At 63.1% G+C, this 18,024-nt stretch carries 18 protein-coding genes and 1 pseudogene; 9 read left to right on the top strand and 10 right to left on the bottom strand.

Annotated elements, in window-relative coordinates; genetic code table 11:
• The first annotated feature begins 129 nt into the window (after positions 1-129).
• The 3 genes from pgi to IB265_RS02145 all read left to right on the top strand — a co-directional run bounded on the left by pgi (position 130) and on the right by IB265_RS02145 (position 2,828).
• A complete protein-coding gene (gene pgi, locus IB265_RS02155) occupies positions 130-1,755 on the top strand; it encodes a glucose-6-phosphate isomerase (protein ID WP_057248078.1) in 1,626 nt (541 codons plus the stop codon).
• A 299-nt stretch (positions 1,756-2,054) separates the two neighbouring features.
• Positions 2,055-2,609 (top strand): DUF2975 domain-containing protein, encoded by a 555-nt coding sequence (locus tag IB265_RS02150; protein ID WP_057248077.1) that lies wholly within the window; start codon positions 2,055-2,057, stop codon positions 2,607-2,609.
• Positions 2,610-2,612: 3 nt separating this feature from the next.
• Positions 2,613-2,828, top strand: coding sequence for a helix-turn-helix transcriptional regulator (locus IB265_RS02145; protein WP_057248076.1), 216 nt, complete (start codon positions 2,613-2,615; stop codon positions 2,826-2,828).
• A 15-nt stretch (positions 2,829-2,843) separates the two neighbouring features.
• Here IB265_RS02145 and IB265_RS02140 read toward each other — a convergent pair whose 3' ends face one another.
• The 7 genes from IB265_RS02140 to IB265_RS02110 form a co-directional block, all read right to left on the bottom strand.
• Positions 2,844-3,770, bottom strand: coding sequence for a carbohydrate kinase (locus tag IB265_RS02140; protein ID WP_057248075.1), 927 nt, complete (start codon positions 3,768-3,770; stop codon positions 2,844-2,846).
• Between the two features lie 90 nt (positions 3,771-3,860).
• A complete protein-coding gene (locus IB265_RS02135; RefSeq protein ID WP_057248074.1) occupies positions 3,861-4,553 on the bottom strand; it encodes an orotate phosphoribosyltransferase in 693 nt (230 codons plus the stop codon).
• A 125-nt stretch (positions 4,554-4,678) separates the two neighbouring features.
• Complete coding sequence (pyrC, locus tag IB265_RS02130) at positions 4,679-5,716, bottom strand: dihydroorotase (RefSeq protein WP_057248073.1); 1,038 nt, start codon at positions 5,714-5,716, stop codon at positions 4,679-4,681.
• Between the two features lie 193 nt (positions 5,717-5,909).
• Positions 5,910-6,530 carry a nucleoside triphosphate hydrolase gene (locus IB265_RS02125; protein ID WP_057248072.1) on the bottom strand — a complete coding sequence of 207 codons (621 nt, stop codon included), beginning with the start codon at positions 6,528-6,530 and terminating at the stop codon, positions 5,910-5,912.
• Complete coding sequence (locus IB265_RS02120; RefSeq protein WP_057248071.1) at positions 6,527-7,309, bottom strand: ATP-binding cassette domain-containing protein; 783 nt, start codon at positions 7,307-7,309, stop codon at positions 6,527-6,529. Before IB265_RS02120 ends, IB265_RS02125 begins: the two co-directional genes overlap by 4 nt.
• Positions 7,309-8,394, bottom strand: a complete 1,086-nt coding sequence (locus IB265_RS02115) for an ABC transporter permease (RefSeq protein ID WP_057248070.1) — start codon at positions 8,392-8,394, stop codon at positions 7,309-7,311. The genes IB265_RS02120 and IB265_RS02115 overlap by 1 nt, the downstream gene beginning before the upstream one ends.
• A gap of 197 nt (positions 8,395-8,591) precedes the next feature.
• Entirely contained in the window at positions 8,592-9,617 is a 1,026-nt protein-coding gene (locus IB265_RS02110) for a sugar ABC transporter substrate-binding protein (RefSeq protein WP_057248256.1), read from the bottom strand.
• A gap of 398 nt (positions 9,618-10,015) precedes the next feature.
• On the opposite strand from IB265_RS02110, the gene IB265_RS02105 reads away from it, so the two are divergent.
• Together IB265_RS02105 and IB265_RS02100 are read left to right on the top strand one after the other, a co-directional pair.
• Positions 10,016-11,248 carry an ROK family transcriptional regulator gene (locus IB265_RS02105; protein ID WP_057248069.1) on the top strand — a complete coding sequence of 411 codons (1,233 nt, stop codon included), beginning with the start codon at positions 10,016-10,018 and terminating at the stop codon, positions 11,246-11,248.
• Positions 11,248-11,676, top strand: a complete 429-nt coding sequence (locus IB265_RS02100) for an RbsD/FucU family protein (protein ID WP_057248068.1) — start codon at positions 11,248-11,250, stop codon at positions 11,674-11,676. Before IB265_RS02105 ends, IB265_RS02100 begins: the two co-directional genes overlap by 1 nt.
• Before the next feature lie 98 nt (positions 11,677-11,774).
• Here the strand turns inward: IB265_RS02100 and IB265_RS02095 are convergent, their stop codons facing one another.
• Complete coding sequence (locus IB265_RS02095) at positions 11,775-12,197, bottom strand: DoxX family protein (RefSeq protein WP_057248255.1); 423 nt, start codon at positions 12,195-12,197, stop codon at positions 11,775-11,777.
• Between the two features lie 261 nt (positions 12,198-12,458).
• Between IB265_RS02095 and IB265_RS02090 the strand changes: the two genes are divergently transcribed.
• Together IB265_RS02090 and IB265_RS02085 are read left to right on the top strand one after the other, a co-directional pair.
• Positions 12,459-13,163, top strand: a complete 705-nt coding sequence (locus IB265_RS02090) for a Crp/Fnr family transcriptional regulator (protein ID WP_058323618.1) — start codon at positions 12,459-12,461, stop codon at positions 13,161-13,163.
• 5 nt (positions 13,164-13,168) lie between these two features.
• Positions 13,169-15,031, top strand: a complete 1,863-nt coding sequence (locus tag IB265_RS02085) for a CHASE2 domain-containing protein (protein ID WP_057248066.1) — start codon at positions 13,169-13,171, stop codon at positions 15,029-15,031.
• A gap of 61 nt (positions 15,032-15,092) precedes the next feature.
• Here the strand turns inward: IB265_RS02085 and IB265_RS02080 are convergent, their stop codons facing one another.
• Positions 15,093-15,716, bottom strand: a complete 624-nt coding sequence (locus IB265_RS02080; protein ID WP_057248254.1) for a FecR domain-containing protein — start codon at positions 15,714-15,716, stop codon at positions 15,093-15,095.
• 214 nt (positions 15,717-15,930) lie between these two features.
• On the opposite strand from IB265_RS02080, the pseudogene IB265_RS37555 reads away from it, so the two are divergent.
• Both IB265_RS37555 and IB265_RS37550 read left to right on the top strand, forming a co-directional pair.
• Positions 15,931-16,476: pseudogene (locus IB265_RS37555) on the top strand (sel1 repeat family protein); the annotation flags it as partial.
• On the top strand, positions 16,453-16,791 hold the full coding sequence (locus IB265_RS37550; RefSeq protein WP_309140260.1) for a tetratricopeptide repeat protein: 339 nt from the start codon (positions 16,453-16,455) through the stop codon (positions 16,789-16,791). The pseudogene IB265_RS37555 and the gene IB265_RS37550, both read left to right, overlap by 24 nt.
• Positions 16,792-16,924: 133 nt before the next feature.
• Here IB265_RS37550 and IB265_RS02070 read toward each other — a convergent pair whose 3' ends face one another.
• Entirely contained in the window at positions 16,925-17,959 is a 1,035-nt protein-coding gene (locus tag IB265_RS02070; RefSeq protein ID WP_034797259.1) for a proline racemase family protein, read from the bottom strand.
• Between the last annotated feature and the right edge of the window lie 65 nt (positions 17,960-18,024).

Genomic DNA, 18,024 nt, shown 5'->3' with positions numbered 1-18,024 from the left:
ATTCAAACGATTTAATAAATCCTGAAAACCGCCACTTCGGCGGTTTTGCGGGCTTGATTTGAGCGGCTTAAAGCGAATAGCTACGCAGGCGATTGTCCGACACCCCTGTCCGACACAAGGAGCCCTGCGATGAAAGCGCTTGTCGACCAACTCAAAGCAACCGCCTCTGAGACCAACGCAACCGATATCCGCGCTGCCTTCGCCAGCGACGCCGAACGCTTCCAGCGCTTCAGCACCACGCTCGGCGACCTGCTGCTCGACTATTCGAAATGCGCCGTCAATGACAGGGTGCTTGACGGCCTCGAAGCGCTAGCCAAGGCGGCCAAGGTCGAGGAGAAGCGGGACGCCATGTTCCGCGGCGACATCATCAACATCACCGAGGAGCGTGCCGTGCTGCACACGGCGCTGCGCAACCGCGGCAACCGCGCGATCCTCGTCGACGGCAAGGACGTGATGCCCGACGTCAACGGCGTGCTCGACGCCATGGGCGCCTTTGCCGACGGCATCCGCTCGGGCGCGCTGAAAGGCGCCACCGGCAAGAAGATCACCGATGTCATCAACATCGGCATCGGCGGCTCCGACCTTGGCCCGGTCATGGCGACGCTGGCTCTCGCGCCCTTCCATGACGGCCCGCGCCTTCACTTTGTCTCCAACATCGACGGCGCCCACATCGCCGACACGCTGAAGCTCGTCGATCCGGAAACCTCGCTCTTTATCATCGCCTCGAAGACCTTCACGACGATCGAGACGATGACCAATGCCGCGACCGCCCGCGCCTTCATCGCCGACAAGCTCGGCGAGGTCGCCGTCGGCCACCACTTCGCTGCCGTCTCGACGGCGCTCGACAAGGTCGCCGCCTTCGGCATCGACCAGGCCCGCGTCTTCGGTTTCTGGGATTGGGTCGGCGGCCGCTACTCGATCTGGTCCGCGATCGGCCTGCCGCTGATGATCGCCATCGGCAAGGAGAATTTCGGGCGCTTCCTCGATGGCGGCCATGCCATCGACGAGCATTTCCGCACCGCCCCGATCCGCAAGAACATTCCCGTCCTGCTCGGCCTTCTCGGCTTCTATAACCGCAACGTGCTCGGCTACCCGTCGCGCGCGATCCTGCCCTATGACCAGCGTCTGTCGCGCTTCCCTGCCTATCTGCAACAGCTCGACATGGAATCGAACGGCAAGGCGGTAACGCTCGACAGCACCCCTGTGGAGTATTCAACCGGCCCGGTCGTCTGGGGCGAACCCGGCACCAATGGCCAGCACGCCTTCTACCAGCTCATCCACCAGGGCACGGACATCATCCCGGCCGAGTTCATGATCGCGGCAAACGGCCATGAAAAGAACCTGCGCCACCAGCACGAACTGCTGATTGCCAATTGCCTGGCGCAATCCGAGGCGCTGATGAAGGGGCGTACCCTGGCTGAGGCCAAGGCGCAGCTCACCGCCAAGGGCATGGCCGACGTCAAGGCTGACAAGATCGCGCCGCACCGCGTCTTCACCGGCAACCGCCCGTCGCTGACGATCGTTTACGACCAGCTCGACCCGTTCGCGCTCGGCCGTCTGATCGCGCTCTACGAGCACCGCGTCTTTGTCGAAGGCGCGCTCTTCAACATCAACTCCTTCGACCAGTGGGGCGTCGAACTCGGCAAGGAGCTGGCAACCGGCCTGCTTCCTGTTGTCGAAGGTAAGGAAAGCGCTGCCGGCCACGATTCTTCAACCGCAGGTCTGGTCGCAGCGTTGCTGAAGGCCGCTCGCTGAGGAGCATCCCCAAGCGGTTCCATCCTGAACCGCATCGCGTCAAACGATAAGGCCCGAAGCGCAGATCGCGCCTCGGGCCTTATCATATAGCGCAGGCCGGCAGCACCGTGGCGCCCGCCGGTTTCAGCACCTGCATCAGATCGAGATTCTGATAGGACCGGAAGATAGTATTCAACAGCAGGAAAAGGCAGGGATTTTTGAGAAATCGAAGAGGCATGGCACGACACCAAAATCACAATTGACGAGAATTACTTATTGTTTTACGATAAAAACACAAGCCAAACGATAAGGGAATTTTTATGACGGAAACCGCCGAGAGGCTGCGCAAGCTCAGTCGCTTCATGAAGCTCATGGTGGTGTTGAGCGGCGCACTGTTTTGCTCGGCAGTCGTCTATGCGCATTGGCAGATTTTCTTTGACAGGCAGGGCTTCGAGCAGGGCATTCGCGACGTCGTCTTTCCCCGCGTGGAGGTAATCACCCTTTCCTACCGCGCCATCGCCACCGTCATTTTCCTGACCGCGATCAACAATGCGCTCGTCATCGCCGGCCTCGCCTTCGCGTGGCAGCTGTTCGACGGCTTCCAGCGCGGCGAGATTCTCACCAGCCGCAATGGCGTGCTGTTGCGGCGCGTGGGGCTGACGGCGCTTGCGGGAGCACTATGCATGACGATCAGCAATGGCATCGGCATCCTGGCTGTCACCTACGACAACCCGGGCACCACGGGACATGCGGTGGTCTTCGATATCAGTGGCGGCGCTATCATCGTGCTGCTGATGGCGGGGCTCGTCGTCGGTCTCGGCCACGTCCTGGTCATCGCGTCGGGGGTCGAGGCGGAGAACAGGAGCTTCGTCTAGCGGATGCCGATCGTCGTCAATCTCGATGTGATGCTGGCGAAGCGCAAGGTCCGCTCACGCGATCTCGCCGAGCAGGTGGGGATCACCGAGCAGAACATCTCGCTGTTGAAATCGGGAAAAGTGAAAGGCGTGCGCTTCGATACGCTGGAGAAGATCTGCGCCGTGCTGGAATGCCAGCCGGGCGATATCCTGGAATACCGCCCGGAACAGGAAGAGTAGGCCAGAGAAAATGACTCAGAGGCCGATTTCGTGCTTCCACGGCGGGTTCGCGCCGGCGCGCGAGACGGTGACCGCGGCGGCCTTGGCGGCGAGCGCCAGCGCGTTGCGAACGGCAGTTTCGCTGAGATCGGCGACATCGGCCTTGGTCAGGAGACCGCCGAGCTTGAGGGATGCCAGCACGCCGGCATCGAACGTGTCGCCGGCGCCGACAGTGTCGACCACCGTGACCTTCTCGCCCGCAACTTCGACCTTGTGGCGCGCCGTGTAGCCGACGGCGCCATCGGCGCCCTTGGTGATCAGCACCAGCTTCGGTCCGCGCTTCAGCCATTCGGCGGCAAGGTCGTCGTGGCTGCCTTCCATGCCGAACCAGGCAAGATCTTCGTCGGAGAACTTGATGATATCCGACATCGCCGCCATGCGGTTCATGCGGGCGAGATGTGCCTCGCGGTCCCGGATGAAGCCGGGCCGGATGTTCGGATCGAAGGAGATGACCCGCTTCTCGTGCTCGCGCGTCATCAAGGCTTCATAGGTCGAGCCGCAGGGCTCGGGGATCAGGCTGATCGCACCGAAATGCAGCGCCTCGCAGAAATCGCCAAGCGCCGGCAGGTGCTCTGACGTGATCATCCGGCCTGCCGTGTTTTCATCAAAGAAGGCGTAGCTTGCATGGCCATTGACGAGCTTAACGAAGGCAAGCGTCGTATGCAGCGAAAGCGTCGCGCACGGACCGAAATCGACATTCGCCGCCTTCAGCGTTTCGCGCAGGATATCGCCGAACATGTCGTCGGAGAGGCCCGTGAAGAAACCGGTCTGGATGCCAAGGCGCCCGAGCGCGATTGCCGTGTTGAAGATCGCTCCGCCGGCATAGGGCGCAAACGCGCTCTCGCCCGCGGCCGTGTCCCGCGGCAGCATGTCGATCAGCGCTTCTCCGCAACATACGATCATCGGCTCTTCCTCCTCGATGGACTTCAATCGATTTAAAAACGAAAACTCAGGAGTTGCGAGGCCCCGGCATAGCCGGGGCCTCTTCAATCGTTAGGCCAGGGCGCTCACGCCGCCGTTGCGGCCGGACCAGGCGAGCGGCGCGTTGAGGAAGGCTTCGACTTCGCTCAGCGTCTTCTCGTCGAACAGCGCCTGCTCGCGGGCAACCGCAAGGACGTTGCGCCAGGTCGCGATCCAGTGCAGATCGACGCCCTTGCCCTTCATCTCGCCGACCGCTTCCGGGAAGATGTCGTAGTAGAAGAGCGCAATGCCGTGGTCGACGATGCCGCCGGCCGCACGAATGGCGTCGATGAACTTGAACATCGAACCGCCGGCCGTCGTCAGGTCCTCGATAACGAGCACGCGTGCGCCTTCCGGCATGTGCCCTTCGATCTGGGCGTTGCGGCCGTGGCCCTTCGGCGCCTTGCGGACATAGATCATCGGCAGGCCCAGGCGCTCGGCGAGCATGGCCGCGAAGGGAATGCCGGCCGTTTCGCCGCCGGCAACCACGTCGAATTTCTCGAAACCGGCCTGACGCAGGATCGTGGCTGCGGCAAAATCCATCACAGCCGAACGGATGCGCGGGTAGGAAATCAGCTTGCGGCAGTCGATATAGACGGGGCTCGCCATGCCGGACGACAGCTTGTAGGGCTCATCGGCACGGAAGTGTACAGCCTTGATCTCCCAGAGCATCTTGGCGACCAGCTCAGCCATAACGGCCTTGTCGGTGAACGCGTTGGAAAACATCAAACTCTCCTTCAAAACTCTACAGCGCCGCGCGTCTGTTCAGACGCGCAAAGGTCGCTGTAACATTTTTAACTGCTGCATAATTTTGTCCTTGGATCCATCCGATCCAAGGAATTATGCAGTGATCAGACGACGGCCCAGTGCAGCGGGAACATCGGATCGAAAACGGTGACCAGACCGGCGCCGGTCTCGATCTTCTTGGGATAGGTGACCGCTTCAGCCTGCTTGCGCAGCGTGATCGTTTCCTCGTTGACCGGCAGACCGTACCAGGTGGGGCCGTTCAGCGAGGCGAAGGCTTCGAGCTTGTCGAGTGCACCCTCCTCCTCGAACACATGCGCCAGGCAGCTCATGGTGTTGATCGAGGTGTAGATGCCGGCGCAGCCGCAGGCGCATTCCTTCAGCGGATCGACATGGGGGGCGGAGTCGGTGCCGAGGAAGAAGCGCTTGTCGCCGGAGACGGCGGCCGCGCGCAGCGCCAGACGGTGGTTCTCACGCTTGGCGACCGGCAGGCAGTAGTAGTGCGGCTTGATCCCGCCGACCAGGATCGCATTGCGGTTGATGATCAGGTGATGGGTGGTGATCGAGCCGGCAAGGTTTGCCTTCGACGCCTTGATGTAATCGATGCCGTCCTTGGTGGTGACGTGTTCCATCGTCACCTTCAGTTCCGGCAGCCGCTTGCGCAACGGATCGAGCACGGTCTCGATGAACACGGCTTCGCGGTCGAAGATGTCGACATCCGAGCTCGTGACCTCGCCATGGACGCAGAGCGGCAGGCCGACCTTCGCCATGCGCTCCAGCACCGGCATCGCTTCATCGATGTTGCGCACGCCGCTGTGCGAATTGGTCGTCGCGCCCGCCGGGTAAAGCTTGACCGCCTTGACGAGGCCGCTCCTGTGGCCGGCCTCGACGTCGTCAGGATTGGTGCCTGCGGTGAGATAGAGCGTCATCAGCGGCTCGAACCGGTCGCCCGCGGGAAGCGCGGCGAGGATGCGCTCGCGATAGGCGCTGGCGTCGGCGGTCGTCACGACCGGCGGCACCAGGTTGGGCATGATGATCGCGCGGGCGAAATGGCGGCTGGTATCGGCGATAACGCCTTTCAGCATGTCGCCGTCGCGCAGGTGAAGGTGCCAATCATCCGGCCGGCGGATAACGAGGTCTTGCATGGTCAGCGTTCTCCTAGCTCAGAACGGAATGCAGGCGGAAACCGCTTACACTCATCCCGCTCTGCTCGCGCCCGATCCGCGCGCGCGGCTTTGCAGCCGGCAGGTGCGGGTGGCGGGCGGTTACTCATGTGGTGGAACCGCGTCTCGATAACACCAATGCGCCAGGAAACACAATCCGCAATCCGACCATCGATCAGAAATCCGCAAGCACGAGATCTGCGCGTCGCTGGTGCTCGACGACGCGATGCGCGTTGGGGATGTCGTTGCCGTGGGCTTTCCGCTTCGCCGCCTCCTCCTCGTAACCGTGATCGTACCAGCGTTTCAAAAGACGCCGCTCCAGCTCCTCGATCCCCGGGTTGATAAAGATGGAGAAATCGAAGGCACCCGCGAGCTTGTTCCAGGGGGCCTCGTCGAGAAGCAGATAGTTGCCCTCCACGAGAACCATGCGTGTTTCGGGCGCAACGATCCGGGCCGAGGCGATCGCCAATTCCCGCGACCGGTCGAAAACCGGAACAAGCACCTCGCCGTCATTGGCGCGGACCGCCTGAACCGTCGACAGGAACGCCCTAACGTCAAACGTTTCCGGCGCGCCCTTGCGAGGGAGCAGGCCCTTTTCTTCCAGGACGGCATTGTCCATGTGGAAGCCGTCCATTGGCAGCACCGCCGCCTTTTCGCCGCGGGCGACCAGGGCCTCGGCGAGCGCGTCCGACAGCGTCGACTTGCCGGCACCCGGAGGGCCGGCAATGGCGACGACGAAACGGGCAGCACCAGCCGCCCGTTTCAGGATTTCGTTGGCGATCGGCTCGACGTTCATGCCGCGAGCGCTTCGCGCGGCGGCTCCTTCGCCCCGGTCATGAAGGCGACAGCATCCGACATCGTGTGCTCCTTCGGATTGATGACGCATAGCCGTTTGCCGAGACGATGGACATGGATTCTGTCAGCCACCTCGAACACATGCGGCATGTTGTGCGAGATCAGCACGATCGGCAGACCGCGGGAACGCACGTCGAGGATCAGCTCCAGCACCCGCCGGCTTTCCTTGACACCAAGTGCTGCCGTCGGCTCGTCCATGATCACCACCTTGGAGCCGAAGGCTGCGGCGCGCGCCACGGCCACACCCTGGCGCTGGCCGCCCGAAAGCGTTTCCACCGCCTGGTTGATGTTCTGGATGGTCATCAGACCGAGCTCGGACAGCTTTGCCCGTGCCCGCTTCTCCATCTCCCCACGGTCGAGCGTGCGGAAGAGCTTGCCCATGATGCCCGGCTTGCGAATCTCGCGGCCGAGAAACATGTTGTCGGCGATCGACAGCGCCGGCGACAGCGCCAGGTTCTGGTAGACCGTCTCGATGCCGGCCGAGCGTGCATCCATCGGCGAGCGGAAGTGGACTGGCTGGCCCTCGAGCATGATCTCACCCTCATCGGGCGTGACGGCGCCCGATATCGCCTTGATCATCGAGGACTTGCCGGCACCGTTGTCGCCGATCACGGCGAGGATCTCGCCGGGATAGAGGTCGAAGTCGGCATAGTCGAGGGCGGTCACGCGACCGTAGCGCTTGACGAGGCCGCGGGCTGTGAGAATGGGTTCCTGTGTCATCAGGCAGCTACCTTTCTGATCCACTGGTCGATGGCGACGGCGGTGATGATCAGCACGCCGGTGAGGAAGACCTTCCATTGCGGGTCAGCGCCCAGCATGTTGAGGCCCATGGAGACGACGCCGACGATCATCGCGCCGATCAGGGTTCCAAGGATCGACCCACGTCCGCCGAAGAGCGAGATGCCGCCGATCACGGCTGCTGTGATGGCCTGCAGATTGTAGTCGGTGACGGCTGCCGACGGCGAGATCGAACCATTGCGGCCGATCGAGACCCAGGCGGCGAGTGCGGCGATCAGCCCGGCCAGTGTATAGGCGCTGAGCAGGACGCGGCTGGTGCGGATACCGGAGAGCTTGGCCGCTTCCGGATCGTCGCCGACAGCGTAAAGATGACGCCCCCAGGCCGTGTGATTGAGCGCATACCAGAGGCCGAAGACCAGCAAGACCATCATCACCACACCGAGCGTGAACACAGCGGAGCCCACCTTGAAGCTGACACCGAAGACGTGGAGCATCTGGGTGACGGCCGTCACATCGGCCTCGCGGATCGTCGCATTGGCCGAATAGATGAAGTTCGTCGACATGATCACGTACCAGGTGCCGAGCGTGACGATGAACGGCGGAAGCTTGACCCTGGAGACGAGGAAGCCGTTGAGAAAGCCGCAGGCGCCGCCGACGACGAAGCCGAGGAAGATCGCGATCGGTGCCGGAAGCCCATAGGTCACGGCGCAGTTGCCCATGATGACCGCCGAAAGCACCATGATCACCCCGATCGAAAGATCGATACCGGCGGTCAGGATCACCAGGGTCTGCGCGGCGCCGAGGATACCGACGATGGCGATCTGCTGGAGGATGAGGGTCAGCGTGTAGGACGAGAAGAACTTCCCGCCGATGGCAATGCCGAAGATCAGAATTGCTGCGACAAGCACGATGAACGGCACGGCCGCCGGCGTCGAATGCAGGAAATGCTGGATCTTCTGGATCGCGGTCTTGTCATGCGTATCGAACGACGCGACCTGCGTCGAACTGTTGACCAGGACTTTTTCGAATTCCTGGGATGGTTGTGCGGCTGTGTTGGGCTCGCCCATGGACCTTCCTCCCGTGAACCCCGCTCCCAAGGGGTTGCGATGCAGTCGTGCACAGCCCGCCCACAAAGACGCGGGCATAAGCACTCTTAAGAAGCTGCGCGGTTTTCATCGCCGTGTCAAAGACATCGGCGCTTACGCGAAGGGCGGCCGGGGCCGCCCTTCCGTTAATGGCTCATGCGTTCGAAGAGCAAAGGCGATCAGCCCCAGCACTTCTCCGTGCCGACCTTGGTGTCGATCGACTCGACGCCGGCAGCCGGCTTGTCGGTGACGAGCGAAACGCCGGTGTCGAAGAAGTCCTTGCCTTCCGTCGGCTTCGGCTTTTCACCGGTATCGGCGAACTTCTTGATCGCCTCGATGCCGAGGGCCGCCATCATCAGCGGATATTGCTGCGAGGTGGCGCCGATGACACCTTCAGCGACCGACTTGACGCCCGGGCAACCGCCGTCGACCGAGACGATCAGCACGTCCTTCTCCTTGCCGACGGCCTTCAGCGCCTGATAGGCGCCAACGGCGGCCGGCTCGTTGATGGTGTGGATCACGTTGATGTCGGGATCCTTCTGCAGAAGGTTTTCCATCGCCTTGCGGCCACCTTCTTCGTTGCCGTTGGTGACGTCGTGGCCGACGATGCGCGGATCATCTTCGTCGCCGATCTTGTTCGGATCCTTCGTGTCGATGCCGAAGCCCATCATGAAGCCCTGGTCGCGCAGGACGTCGACCGTCGGCTGCGACGGAAGTAGATCGAGGAAGCCGATCTTGGCGGTCTTGGCACCCTCGCCCATGGTGGCGACGGCCCATTGGCCGATCAGCTTGCCGGCGAGCAGGTTGTCGGTTGCAAACGTCGCGTCGGCAGCGGTCGGCGGATCGAGCGGTGTATCGAGCGCGATCACGAGCAGACCAGCGTCCTGCGCCTTCTTCACCTGATCGACGATCGCCTTGGTGTCGGAGGCGGCGATCAGGATGCCCTTGGCGCCATCGGCGATGCAGGATTCGATTGCAGCCACCTGGCTGTCGTGGTCGCCGTCGATCTTGCCGGCATAGGCCTTCAGCGTCACGCCGAGTTCCTGCGCCTTGGCGGTAGCACCCTCCTTCATCTTGACGAAGAAGGGGTTGGTGTCGGTCTTGGTAATGAGGCAGGCGCCGACATCAGCAGCCTGTGCCGGCGCGGCGAAAACGACGCCAAGGGACAGCGCGCCGAAAGCAGCGGAAAGAACAGTCTTCTTCATGAAATCCTCCCAAGGATTGAAAATCGGGTCGGCGGACCGCCCCCAGGCCACGCGACAGCAACATTTTCCTCCGTTGCAATCGACGCTTCCGAGACAAAAACAAACATTAAAATTCCGGGGTGTCAATAAATAAATCAAATTGAATTATTATTTCGATGTGGCATTCTTGGGATGACGACGCTCCGTCCGAGAAGCGGAGCGTCAGACAAATTGACAGAGTCACAGCAAGCGGAAACAACAGACCTGCGCCAAGCGGGCACCAGAGCGGAATGAGGAAAAGTGCATGCGGTTTTCCGCCTGATCCCGCTCCAGCTTTTGAGAAGCGATCACGTCTATGGTTTTGGGTCGATCCGACCCTGAACCATCGTGATCTAATGCCAACGGGAGGAGACGGTGGCATGTCACTGACAGACGGTCCTGATCGGGGACCGATGCAACCTGAGGTCATTGACCCTAGCGGCGGGGCCAACCAGACGCGCGTGCGCGCCTATAACGAGCGCCTGGTCATGTCGCTGGTCAGGCGTCACGGCGGCCTCTCCAAAGCCGATATCGCCCGGCGTTCCGGCCTTTCGGCGCAGACCGTATCGGTGATCATGCGGGCGCTGGAAAGCGACGGCCTGCTGGTCAAGGGCGATCCCGTTCGCGGCAAGGTTGGACAACCATCGACACCGATGCGGCTCAATCCGGACGCGGTCTTTTCCTTCGGCGTGAAAATCGGCCGGCGCAGCGCCGATCTCGTGCTGATGGATTTCGTCGGCACCATCCGGCTGCATCTGCATCATGTGCATGCCTATCCGCTGCCCGGCGATCTCGTCGATTTCATCATTTCCGGCATGGCGAAGCTCGAACAGCAACTCAACCCCGATCAGCGCAAGCGGATCGCCGGCATCGGCATCGCCACGCCCTTCGAACTGTGGAACTGGGCGGAGGAAGTGGGCGCGCCGCGGGAAGAAATGAACAAGTGGCGCGACATCGATCTGCAGGCGGCAATCTCGGCCCGCACCACCTATCCGGTCTTCCTGCAGAACGACGGCACCAGCGCCTGCGGCGCCGAGCTCGCCTTCGGCGTCGGCGCCATCTACCCGGACTTCGTCTATTTCTATATCGGCTCGTTCATCGGCGGCGGCGTCGTCCTGAACTCGGCGCTCTTCTCCGGGCGTACCGGAACGGCTGGCGCCATCGGCCCCCTGCCGGTCTCGGGCAAGGACGGCAGGACCATCCAGCTCCTCAAGATCGCCTCGGTCTTCGTGCTCGAAAATCTGCTGCGGGAACGCGGCATCGACCCGCGGCCGCTCTGGTACTCGGCTGACGACTGGATCGACTTCGGCGAACCGCTCGACATCTGGATCGACGACTGTGGCGCGGCGCTTGCCCAGGCTGTCGTGTCGGCCGTCTCGATCGTCGACTTCTCGGCCGTTGTCATCGACGGCGGCTTCCCACCCTGGGTCCGGGCCCGGTTGCTCGCCGCCACCCGCAGGGCGCTCTACGAGCTCGACCTCCAGGGCGTTACCATCCCTGAACTGGTGGAAGGCCTGGTTGGTAGCCACGCGCGCGCCATCGGCGGCGCCAGCCTGCCGCTCTTCTCCCGCTATCTGCTCGACACCAATGTCCTCTTCAAGGAGCTCGGCTGATGCTGAAAGGACTAAACCCGATCCTCAGTCCCGAGTTGCTCGCAACGCTCCGGGCGATGGGGCACGGCGATGAAATCGCGCTGGTCGACGGCAACTATCCGGGCCAGGAACATGCACGCCGTCTCGTCCGGCTCGACGGGCACCCGCTGATCCCGGTGCTCGACGCCATCCTCAGCGTTTTGCCAATCGACGATTTCGTGCCCGAAGCGATCTTCCGCGCCACCGTCAAACAGGACAGGGAGGCGCTGGACCCGGTGCATCAGGAGATCGTCGCGTGCTGCGCCCGGCACGAGCCCGGCCGCCGTGTCGTGCCCTTGCTCGGAGCGGATTTTTACCCGCGCGTAAGAGCCGCCCACACGGTCGTCCAGACGAGCGAGCCCAGGCTCTACGGCAACGTCATTCTGCGCAAGGGCGTGATTTATCCCTGAAATGCAAGAAGCCCGCCGAACGAGCGACGGGCTTGATGTTACTGCGGTAAACCAGAGTATGCCTTGTGCGTTGATCCCAACGCGCGGCATGTTCGGTCTCAGGCGCCGCGCTTGTCGACCGACAGAGCGCCGGGGCCGAAGACGGCGAGCACGAGGAAACCACCGGCGATCGCGATATTCTTCATCATCATCAGGCCGTTGAAGACGGTCAGCAGGCCGTTGGCTTCCGGCGGGAAGTTCGGGATGTTGATCGCTCCGCTGTGGAAGGCGAAAGCGGTGATAAGGCTGAACGCCGCAAGCAGATAGGCGGCAATCTTCGTCTGGAAGCCGACGAGAACGGCAAGACCGGCGACGAGTTCGAAGAGGCCGGCAAGGTAAGCGAGTGCGGTCGGTGCCGGCCAGCCAGCGCCGGTGATCATCTGGGCCGTGCCCGACGGATCCATCAGCTTGCTGAAACCGGACATGATGAACATGATAGAGAGGAGGACGCGTCCGATGAGGACGACAACATTCTGAGGCATGCGAGGCTCCTGTGAGAAACGGTTGTTGGCAACAGAAGTATCAGCATTTTGAAATTCATCTAGCCGCTCCGAGAGCGACAGATCGTTCAAGAAAATGAAACGACCAGCCGGCATCGTCAACCTCCGAGCTTGGCGCTTTCTGACTTATCCGCAGACAAACACGGAACTACATCGTCGGCACATCGTTCTTTTCTATTGCAAGGACGAGGCGGCTGGGCGAAGAATTTCGGCGCGGCAGGGGACGCCGCGCGGGGGCATGTCATGAACGAAATCAACAGGAGCCCGACTTTCTGGCGCTCGTTTCCGATCTTTGAAGAATTCGACAAGAATGCCATTGCCGAGCTTGCCGACATCGCGACCTACAGGAAGTGGCCGGCCGGCACCGTAATCTTCCAGCGTGGCGACGAAGGCAATTACATGATTGTCGTCATTTCCGGGCGCATCAAGCTGTCGCTGATCACGCCGCAAGGCCGGGAACTAATGCTGCGCCAGCACGAAGCCGGCGCGATCTTCGGCGAGATGGCGGTGCTCGATGGCCAGACGCGGTCGGCCGACGCAACGGCGATGACAGCGTCGGAAGGGTATGTCATCGGCAAGAAGTCGTTCCTCGATATCGTCACCAACCGGCCGGAAGCGGCCGAGGCCGTCATCCGCTTCCTCTGCGCCCAGCTGCGCGACACGACCGAGCGACTCGAGACCATCGCGCTCTATGATCTCAATGCCCGCGTCGCGCGCTTCTTCCTCGCCACGCTCCGCCAGATCCACGGCAACGAGCTGCCGGAAAGCGCCAATCTAAGGCTGACCATGAGCCAGACGGACATCGCCGGTGTGCTCGGCGCCAGCCGGCCGAAGGTCAACCGCGCCATCCAGTGGCTGGAGGAAAGCGGCGCGATCAGAAGAAACGAGGGCATCATCGCCTGCAAGGTCGGCCGCCTGCAAAGCATCGCCGATCCGGAGGAGGACTAGCGCGCATGGCCGCTGAGCCGCGCCGGCAATTGCGTTTCACTCCGCTTGCCGGCGGGTTCCTGACGAGCTTGCTGGTTGCCGTCGCCCTCTATCTCTTCGCCGAGCCGGTATTAGAAACGCAGCGCGAGCTGTTCTTCGACAGCCTGACACAGTGGATTCCCGCGCCGCAGTCGCCTGACATCATTGTGGTCGACATCGACCGCCAGGCCCATCAATCGCGCCCGTCAGGCGAATGGGACAGGACGGCAACCGCCGATCTTCTGTCGCGGCTTGCGACGGCCGGCGCCGAGGCCGTGGCGGTCGACTTCGTCTTCAGCGCCGATTGCAACACGACCGGCGACGGCAATGCGGCCCTCGCCTCCGCGCTTGGACGTGTCCCCGTCGTGCTCGGCTTTCTGATTGCCGATACGATCCAGGAGCGGCCGCGTCCGGTACCGCCGCTGGCACTGAGCCGCCCCTTCGCCCCGCCCGAACTCTGGTTCCTCGACGGCGCCGAAACCTCCTGTGCCGCGTTCATGGACCGGGCGAAGGCGGCCGCCGCTTCGTTTCTCGTTGGCGACGAGGACGCGCGGATCCGGCGGGTACAGGCCTATGCCATCCTCGGCAACGACGCCTATCCGACGCTGGCGATCGAGGCGACACGGCTGATGCGCGGCGCCGGCACGCCGATCCTCGGCGGCGCACCCGCCTGGTTGCGCATCGACGGACGGGTGATGGCGCTCGATGAAACCGGCAGCCTGCGCTTCGTCGCCAGTGCTGCGGACCGGCTCGCCGCCCGCACCGTTTCCGCCGCCGATGTGTTGTCCGGCAAGGCGGCGGCGGATCGCTTTGCAGGCAAACTCGTGCTCATCGGCAGCAGCCTGCCGAGCCTCGGGGGCTTACGGCCCAGCGCCTCGATGCCGCTCGAACCCTCGGTGCAGATCCACGCGGATATCGCCAACGCGGTCCTGACCGGCTTCATACCGAAGCGTGACAGCCGGCTTCCGCTCGCCGAGGCCGCCATGGCCCTCGTCGCCGGATGTGGTATCGCCTTCGCGGCCGCGCGCCTTCGGCCAATGATATCCGCGGCCCTTGGCCTTATCGCCGTCGGCGCCGTCGTCGCGGCAGCAGCGATCATCTATGACACCAGTGGCTGGCTTATCGATGCGATCAGCATTTCGGTCGCGCTCGCCCTCGTTCTGGCGGTGACGAGCATCCTGCAATTTGCTCGGGTGCGGCGATCCGAAGCGGCGGCACGGCAGAAATTTTCGCAATACCTGCCGCAATCGGTCGTCGCCCGCTATATCGACAATCCCGGGCTTACACGCGTGGCCGGCGAGGAACGCCAGGTGACGGCGCTCTTCACCGACATCGAGAGCTTTTCCTCCCTGTCGCAGAGACTGAAGCCGCGGGACCTCATTGCCTTGCTCGACATCTACTTTTCGGAGGTCAACGCGCTGGTGGCCGAGCACGGCGGCATGGTCGATAAGGTGGTGGGCGATGCCGTGCACGCCTTTTTCAACGCGCCCGAGGACCTGCCGGAACACGTCGACAGGGCGATCGCGTGTGCCAGAGCGATCCATGCATTGACGGAAGAGATGCGGGGACGCCCGCAGTTTGCCGCCAACAGCTTCGGCAGGACCCGGATCGGCGTCGAGACCGGACCGGCGGTGGTCGGCGAAGTCGGCGCCGGCGGCAAGCTCGACTACACCGCCCATGGCGACGCGATCAATCTGGCGGCGCGGCTTCAGGAGGCGAACAAGTTCCTAGGCACATCGATCTGCGTCGGGCCTGCTGCAGCGGCGGAAAGCAAGCAGCCGCTTCGCCCGCTCGGCAGCCACGAAATTCGCGGCTTCTCGACGATGGAGCTTTTCACGGTTTCGGAGTAAAGCGCCGCAAAGCCTGGGACACAATGCGCGGAGCGCGCTTTTCGTCGGGAGTAGCGACGGCTCAACGCGTTAGCCCGACGCTGGCATAGGCTTCCCTGATGCGCGGCTCACCCCAGTTGATGGGCTCGCTCGGGGCGTCACCGCGATGATGAAACTCCACCCCCTGCCCCGCAGCGACGATCCGGGTCACGCCGCCACGCGCGACCGAAACGCTCCCATGTTCGACGAAGACGGCAAATGCGGCCCGGCTCGGTCCGCAAAAGAACTTGGTGCCGCGCACGCCGATCATGCCGAAGGCCGTGCGGACCGCCACATCGACCTTGGGCAGGCCCTCGGGCCGATCGAACACCATGCGGCCCGTTCCGAGTTCGAGCGTACCACCCTGACCGGCGATGAAGCTGTCGACGAGCAGCTCGGTTTCGGCGCCGAGCAGCACGCGCGTATCGGTGCCGAGGTTCAAGGTCGCATAGCTCTCGACGTTCGTGCGCACGCGGTCGTTCTCGAAGAGCTGGCTACCGACCGTGAGCGGGTCGTCCTTTTTCGCCTGCTTCCGTCTAACGTCGCCGCGGACCTCCGTTGCCTCGCCAAGTGAAGGGCTTGCCCAGGAGGTGGCGACACCGCCGCCGGCCGCCGTCAGCAGCAGGCCGCCGACGACAACGCGTCGGCTCACCAGCATCTTGCGCATTGGCGCTGCCAGATCTTCCATTGCCCTCTCCCGTTTGAGCGTTGCGACCTTCGAGGATAGCCCCGGCGTTCCCGGATGCAAGCCGGCTCAAGGGCCCGGCTCTCTATGTCCCTCCGTCACTTCGCCAGAGCTTTCGCCACCAGGCTGTTCCCGCCGTAACAGCCCTCCGTGACGGTCGCCGATAAATTGATCCTGAAGACACGGGGAGAGCATCATGGAAAAGCGCAGCACATCCGGAACCCGCATCATCAATGCCCTCTTCCTGGCGATCGTCAGTCTGCTGGCAGTGGCCGCGATCGCCCTCCCGTCGGCACGCGCTGCCGATCTCTCCGCCGCCGAAGTCTGCGACCGCGAAGCGGGCAGCATCTTCGACCTGCAGCGCAACCAGACTTTCCCGGCCGTTTCCGCCGAAGACATCAGGATCGGCGTGGCGCTTTCGGCCTGCCGCGAGGCCTACAACCAGAAGAGCGGCGCCCGCACCGAATTTCAGCTCGCTCGCGTGCTCGACAAGGCCGGGCAGAAGACCCAGTCGCTGCGCATTCTCGGTGAAGCCGCCGAACATGGCCACGCGCTGGCGATGACCAACTATGCCGTTCTCGTCGGTGAACAGGGCGACACGGCAACCGAATTCGCGCTGAACCAGAAGGCCGCTGCTGCCGGCAACGTTCTCGCGGCCTACAATCTCGGCGTCTCCTACCGCGACGGCATGGGCACGCCGGTCAACGGCAAGCTGGCGATCGAATGGTTCGAACGGGCATCGCTCGCCGGCGACGACGTCGCCGCCTTCAACCTCGCGGTGATCCTGGACGAAGGCAAGCTGGTGCCGGAAGACAACGCCAAGGCTGCCAAGCTTTATCGCCTGGCCGCAGACCGCGGCAATGTCGATGCCATGGTCAATCTCGGCCTGATGCTCGAGAACGGTGAAGGCACCGCCAAGGGTATCCCGGCCGCCCGTGCGATCTTCCGCAAGGCCGCCAACGAAGGTGACGCCTTCGCCGAACGCAAGCTCGCGGAACTTACCGGCAACGACGCCCTGCAGACGGCCATGCTCGGCAAGACCAGCCGCATCAAATAATCCAACACGCCTCCCAAGGGCCGCGCGGGCCGGAGATCATAGGGATCTTCGGCCCGCGTTTTCGTTTGGGCAATTCCAGAAACGGTGTGAAGCGACGATTCATTCGGAACTGCATGTTTCAAAGCAGGTCGGGTTAGCGAATTTCGCCCGCCTGCGGTCCCCAGGTATCGGTCAGCGCAAAGCCGTCGGCCAGCGGATCGAAGGGATCGAGCGCCACCTGGTGCAGGCCGAAGGTCCAGCCGCGGCCAGCAATCGTCGGGATGATCGCCTCGCGGCCGGCGACGGTCGTCACGCCTTCGAGGCCCACTTCGAACTCGGAGCCGATGATCGAGCGCGACTTCAGGACGTCGCCGACCTTGACCTTGCCGCGGGCGTGCAGCGTCGCGAGATTGGCCGAGCTGCCGGTGCCGCAAGGCGAGCGGTCGACGCGGCCCGGCCACATGGTCGTGCAGGTGCGGATCGTGCCGTCCGCCTCGACATCGCGGAACATGACGTAGGCGACGCCCTTGATTTCCGGGATCTCCGGATGGACGACGGGGATGGTGCGGTTGACGATATCCTTCAGGATCATGCCCGCTTCGACGATCTCGCGGGCGTTCGCCTTGTCGATCGTGGTGCCGATCTGGCCGACATCGACCAGCGCGTAGAAGATGCCGCCGTAGCAGAGGTCGAGCTTGATCTTGCCCCACTTCGGCGTGTCGACCTCGACGTCGAGCTCATGCACGAAGGACGGGACCATCGTCAGCTTCACCTTCTCGCAACGGCCGTCGCGACAGGTGGCGGTGGCCTTGACGAGGCCGGAGGCCGTGTCGAGCATGACCACCGTTTCGGGCTCTTTCATTTCGATGATGCCGGATTCGAGCAGCGCCGTCGTGACGCAGATCGAGTTCGAGCCGGACATGGCATGCGCCTGGTCGGCCTGGAGGATGATGAAGCCGGCGTCTGCCTCCGGCCGCTTCGGCGGCACCAGCAGGTTGACCGAGCCGATCGAACCGGAGCGCGGCTCCAGGCACAGGAACCGGCGCAGGCTGTCATCGACCGTGTTGATGTGGTTGAGCTGCTCGGCGATCGAGTTTCCCGGGATCTTCGGCACGCCGCCGATCGCGACCTTGCCGATCTCACCCTCGCAATGAACGTCCAGCAACTGGATTGTGCGCTTCCACCGCATGCCGTTTCTCCAATTCGCTTGCCGTCGCCCTAGCGGCGATCATAGCTGATATATCAGATGCGTTT

The organism is Ensifer sp. ENS10 (genome assembly GCF_014852025.1).
Taxonomy (GTDB): Bacteria; Pseudomonadota; Alphaproteobacteria; order Rhizobiales; family Rhizobiaceae; genus Ensifer.
This window is presented reverse-complemented; position numbering and strand designations above follow the sequence as displayed.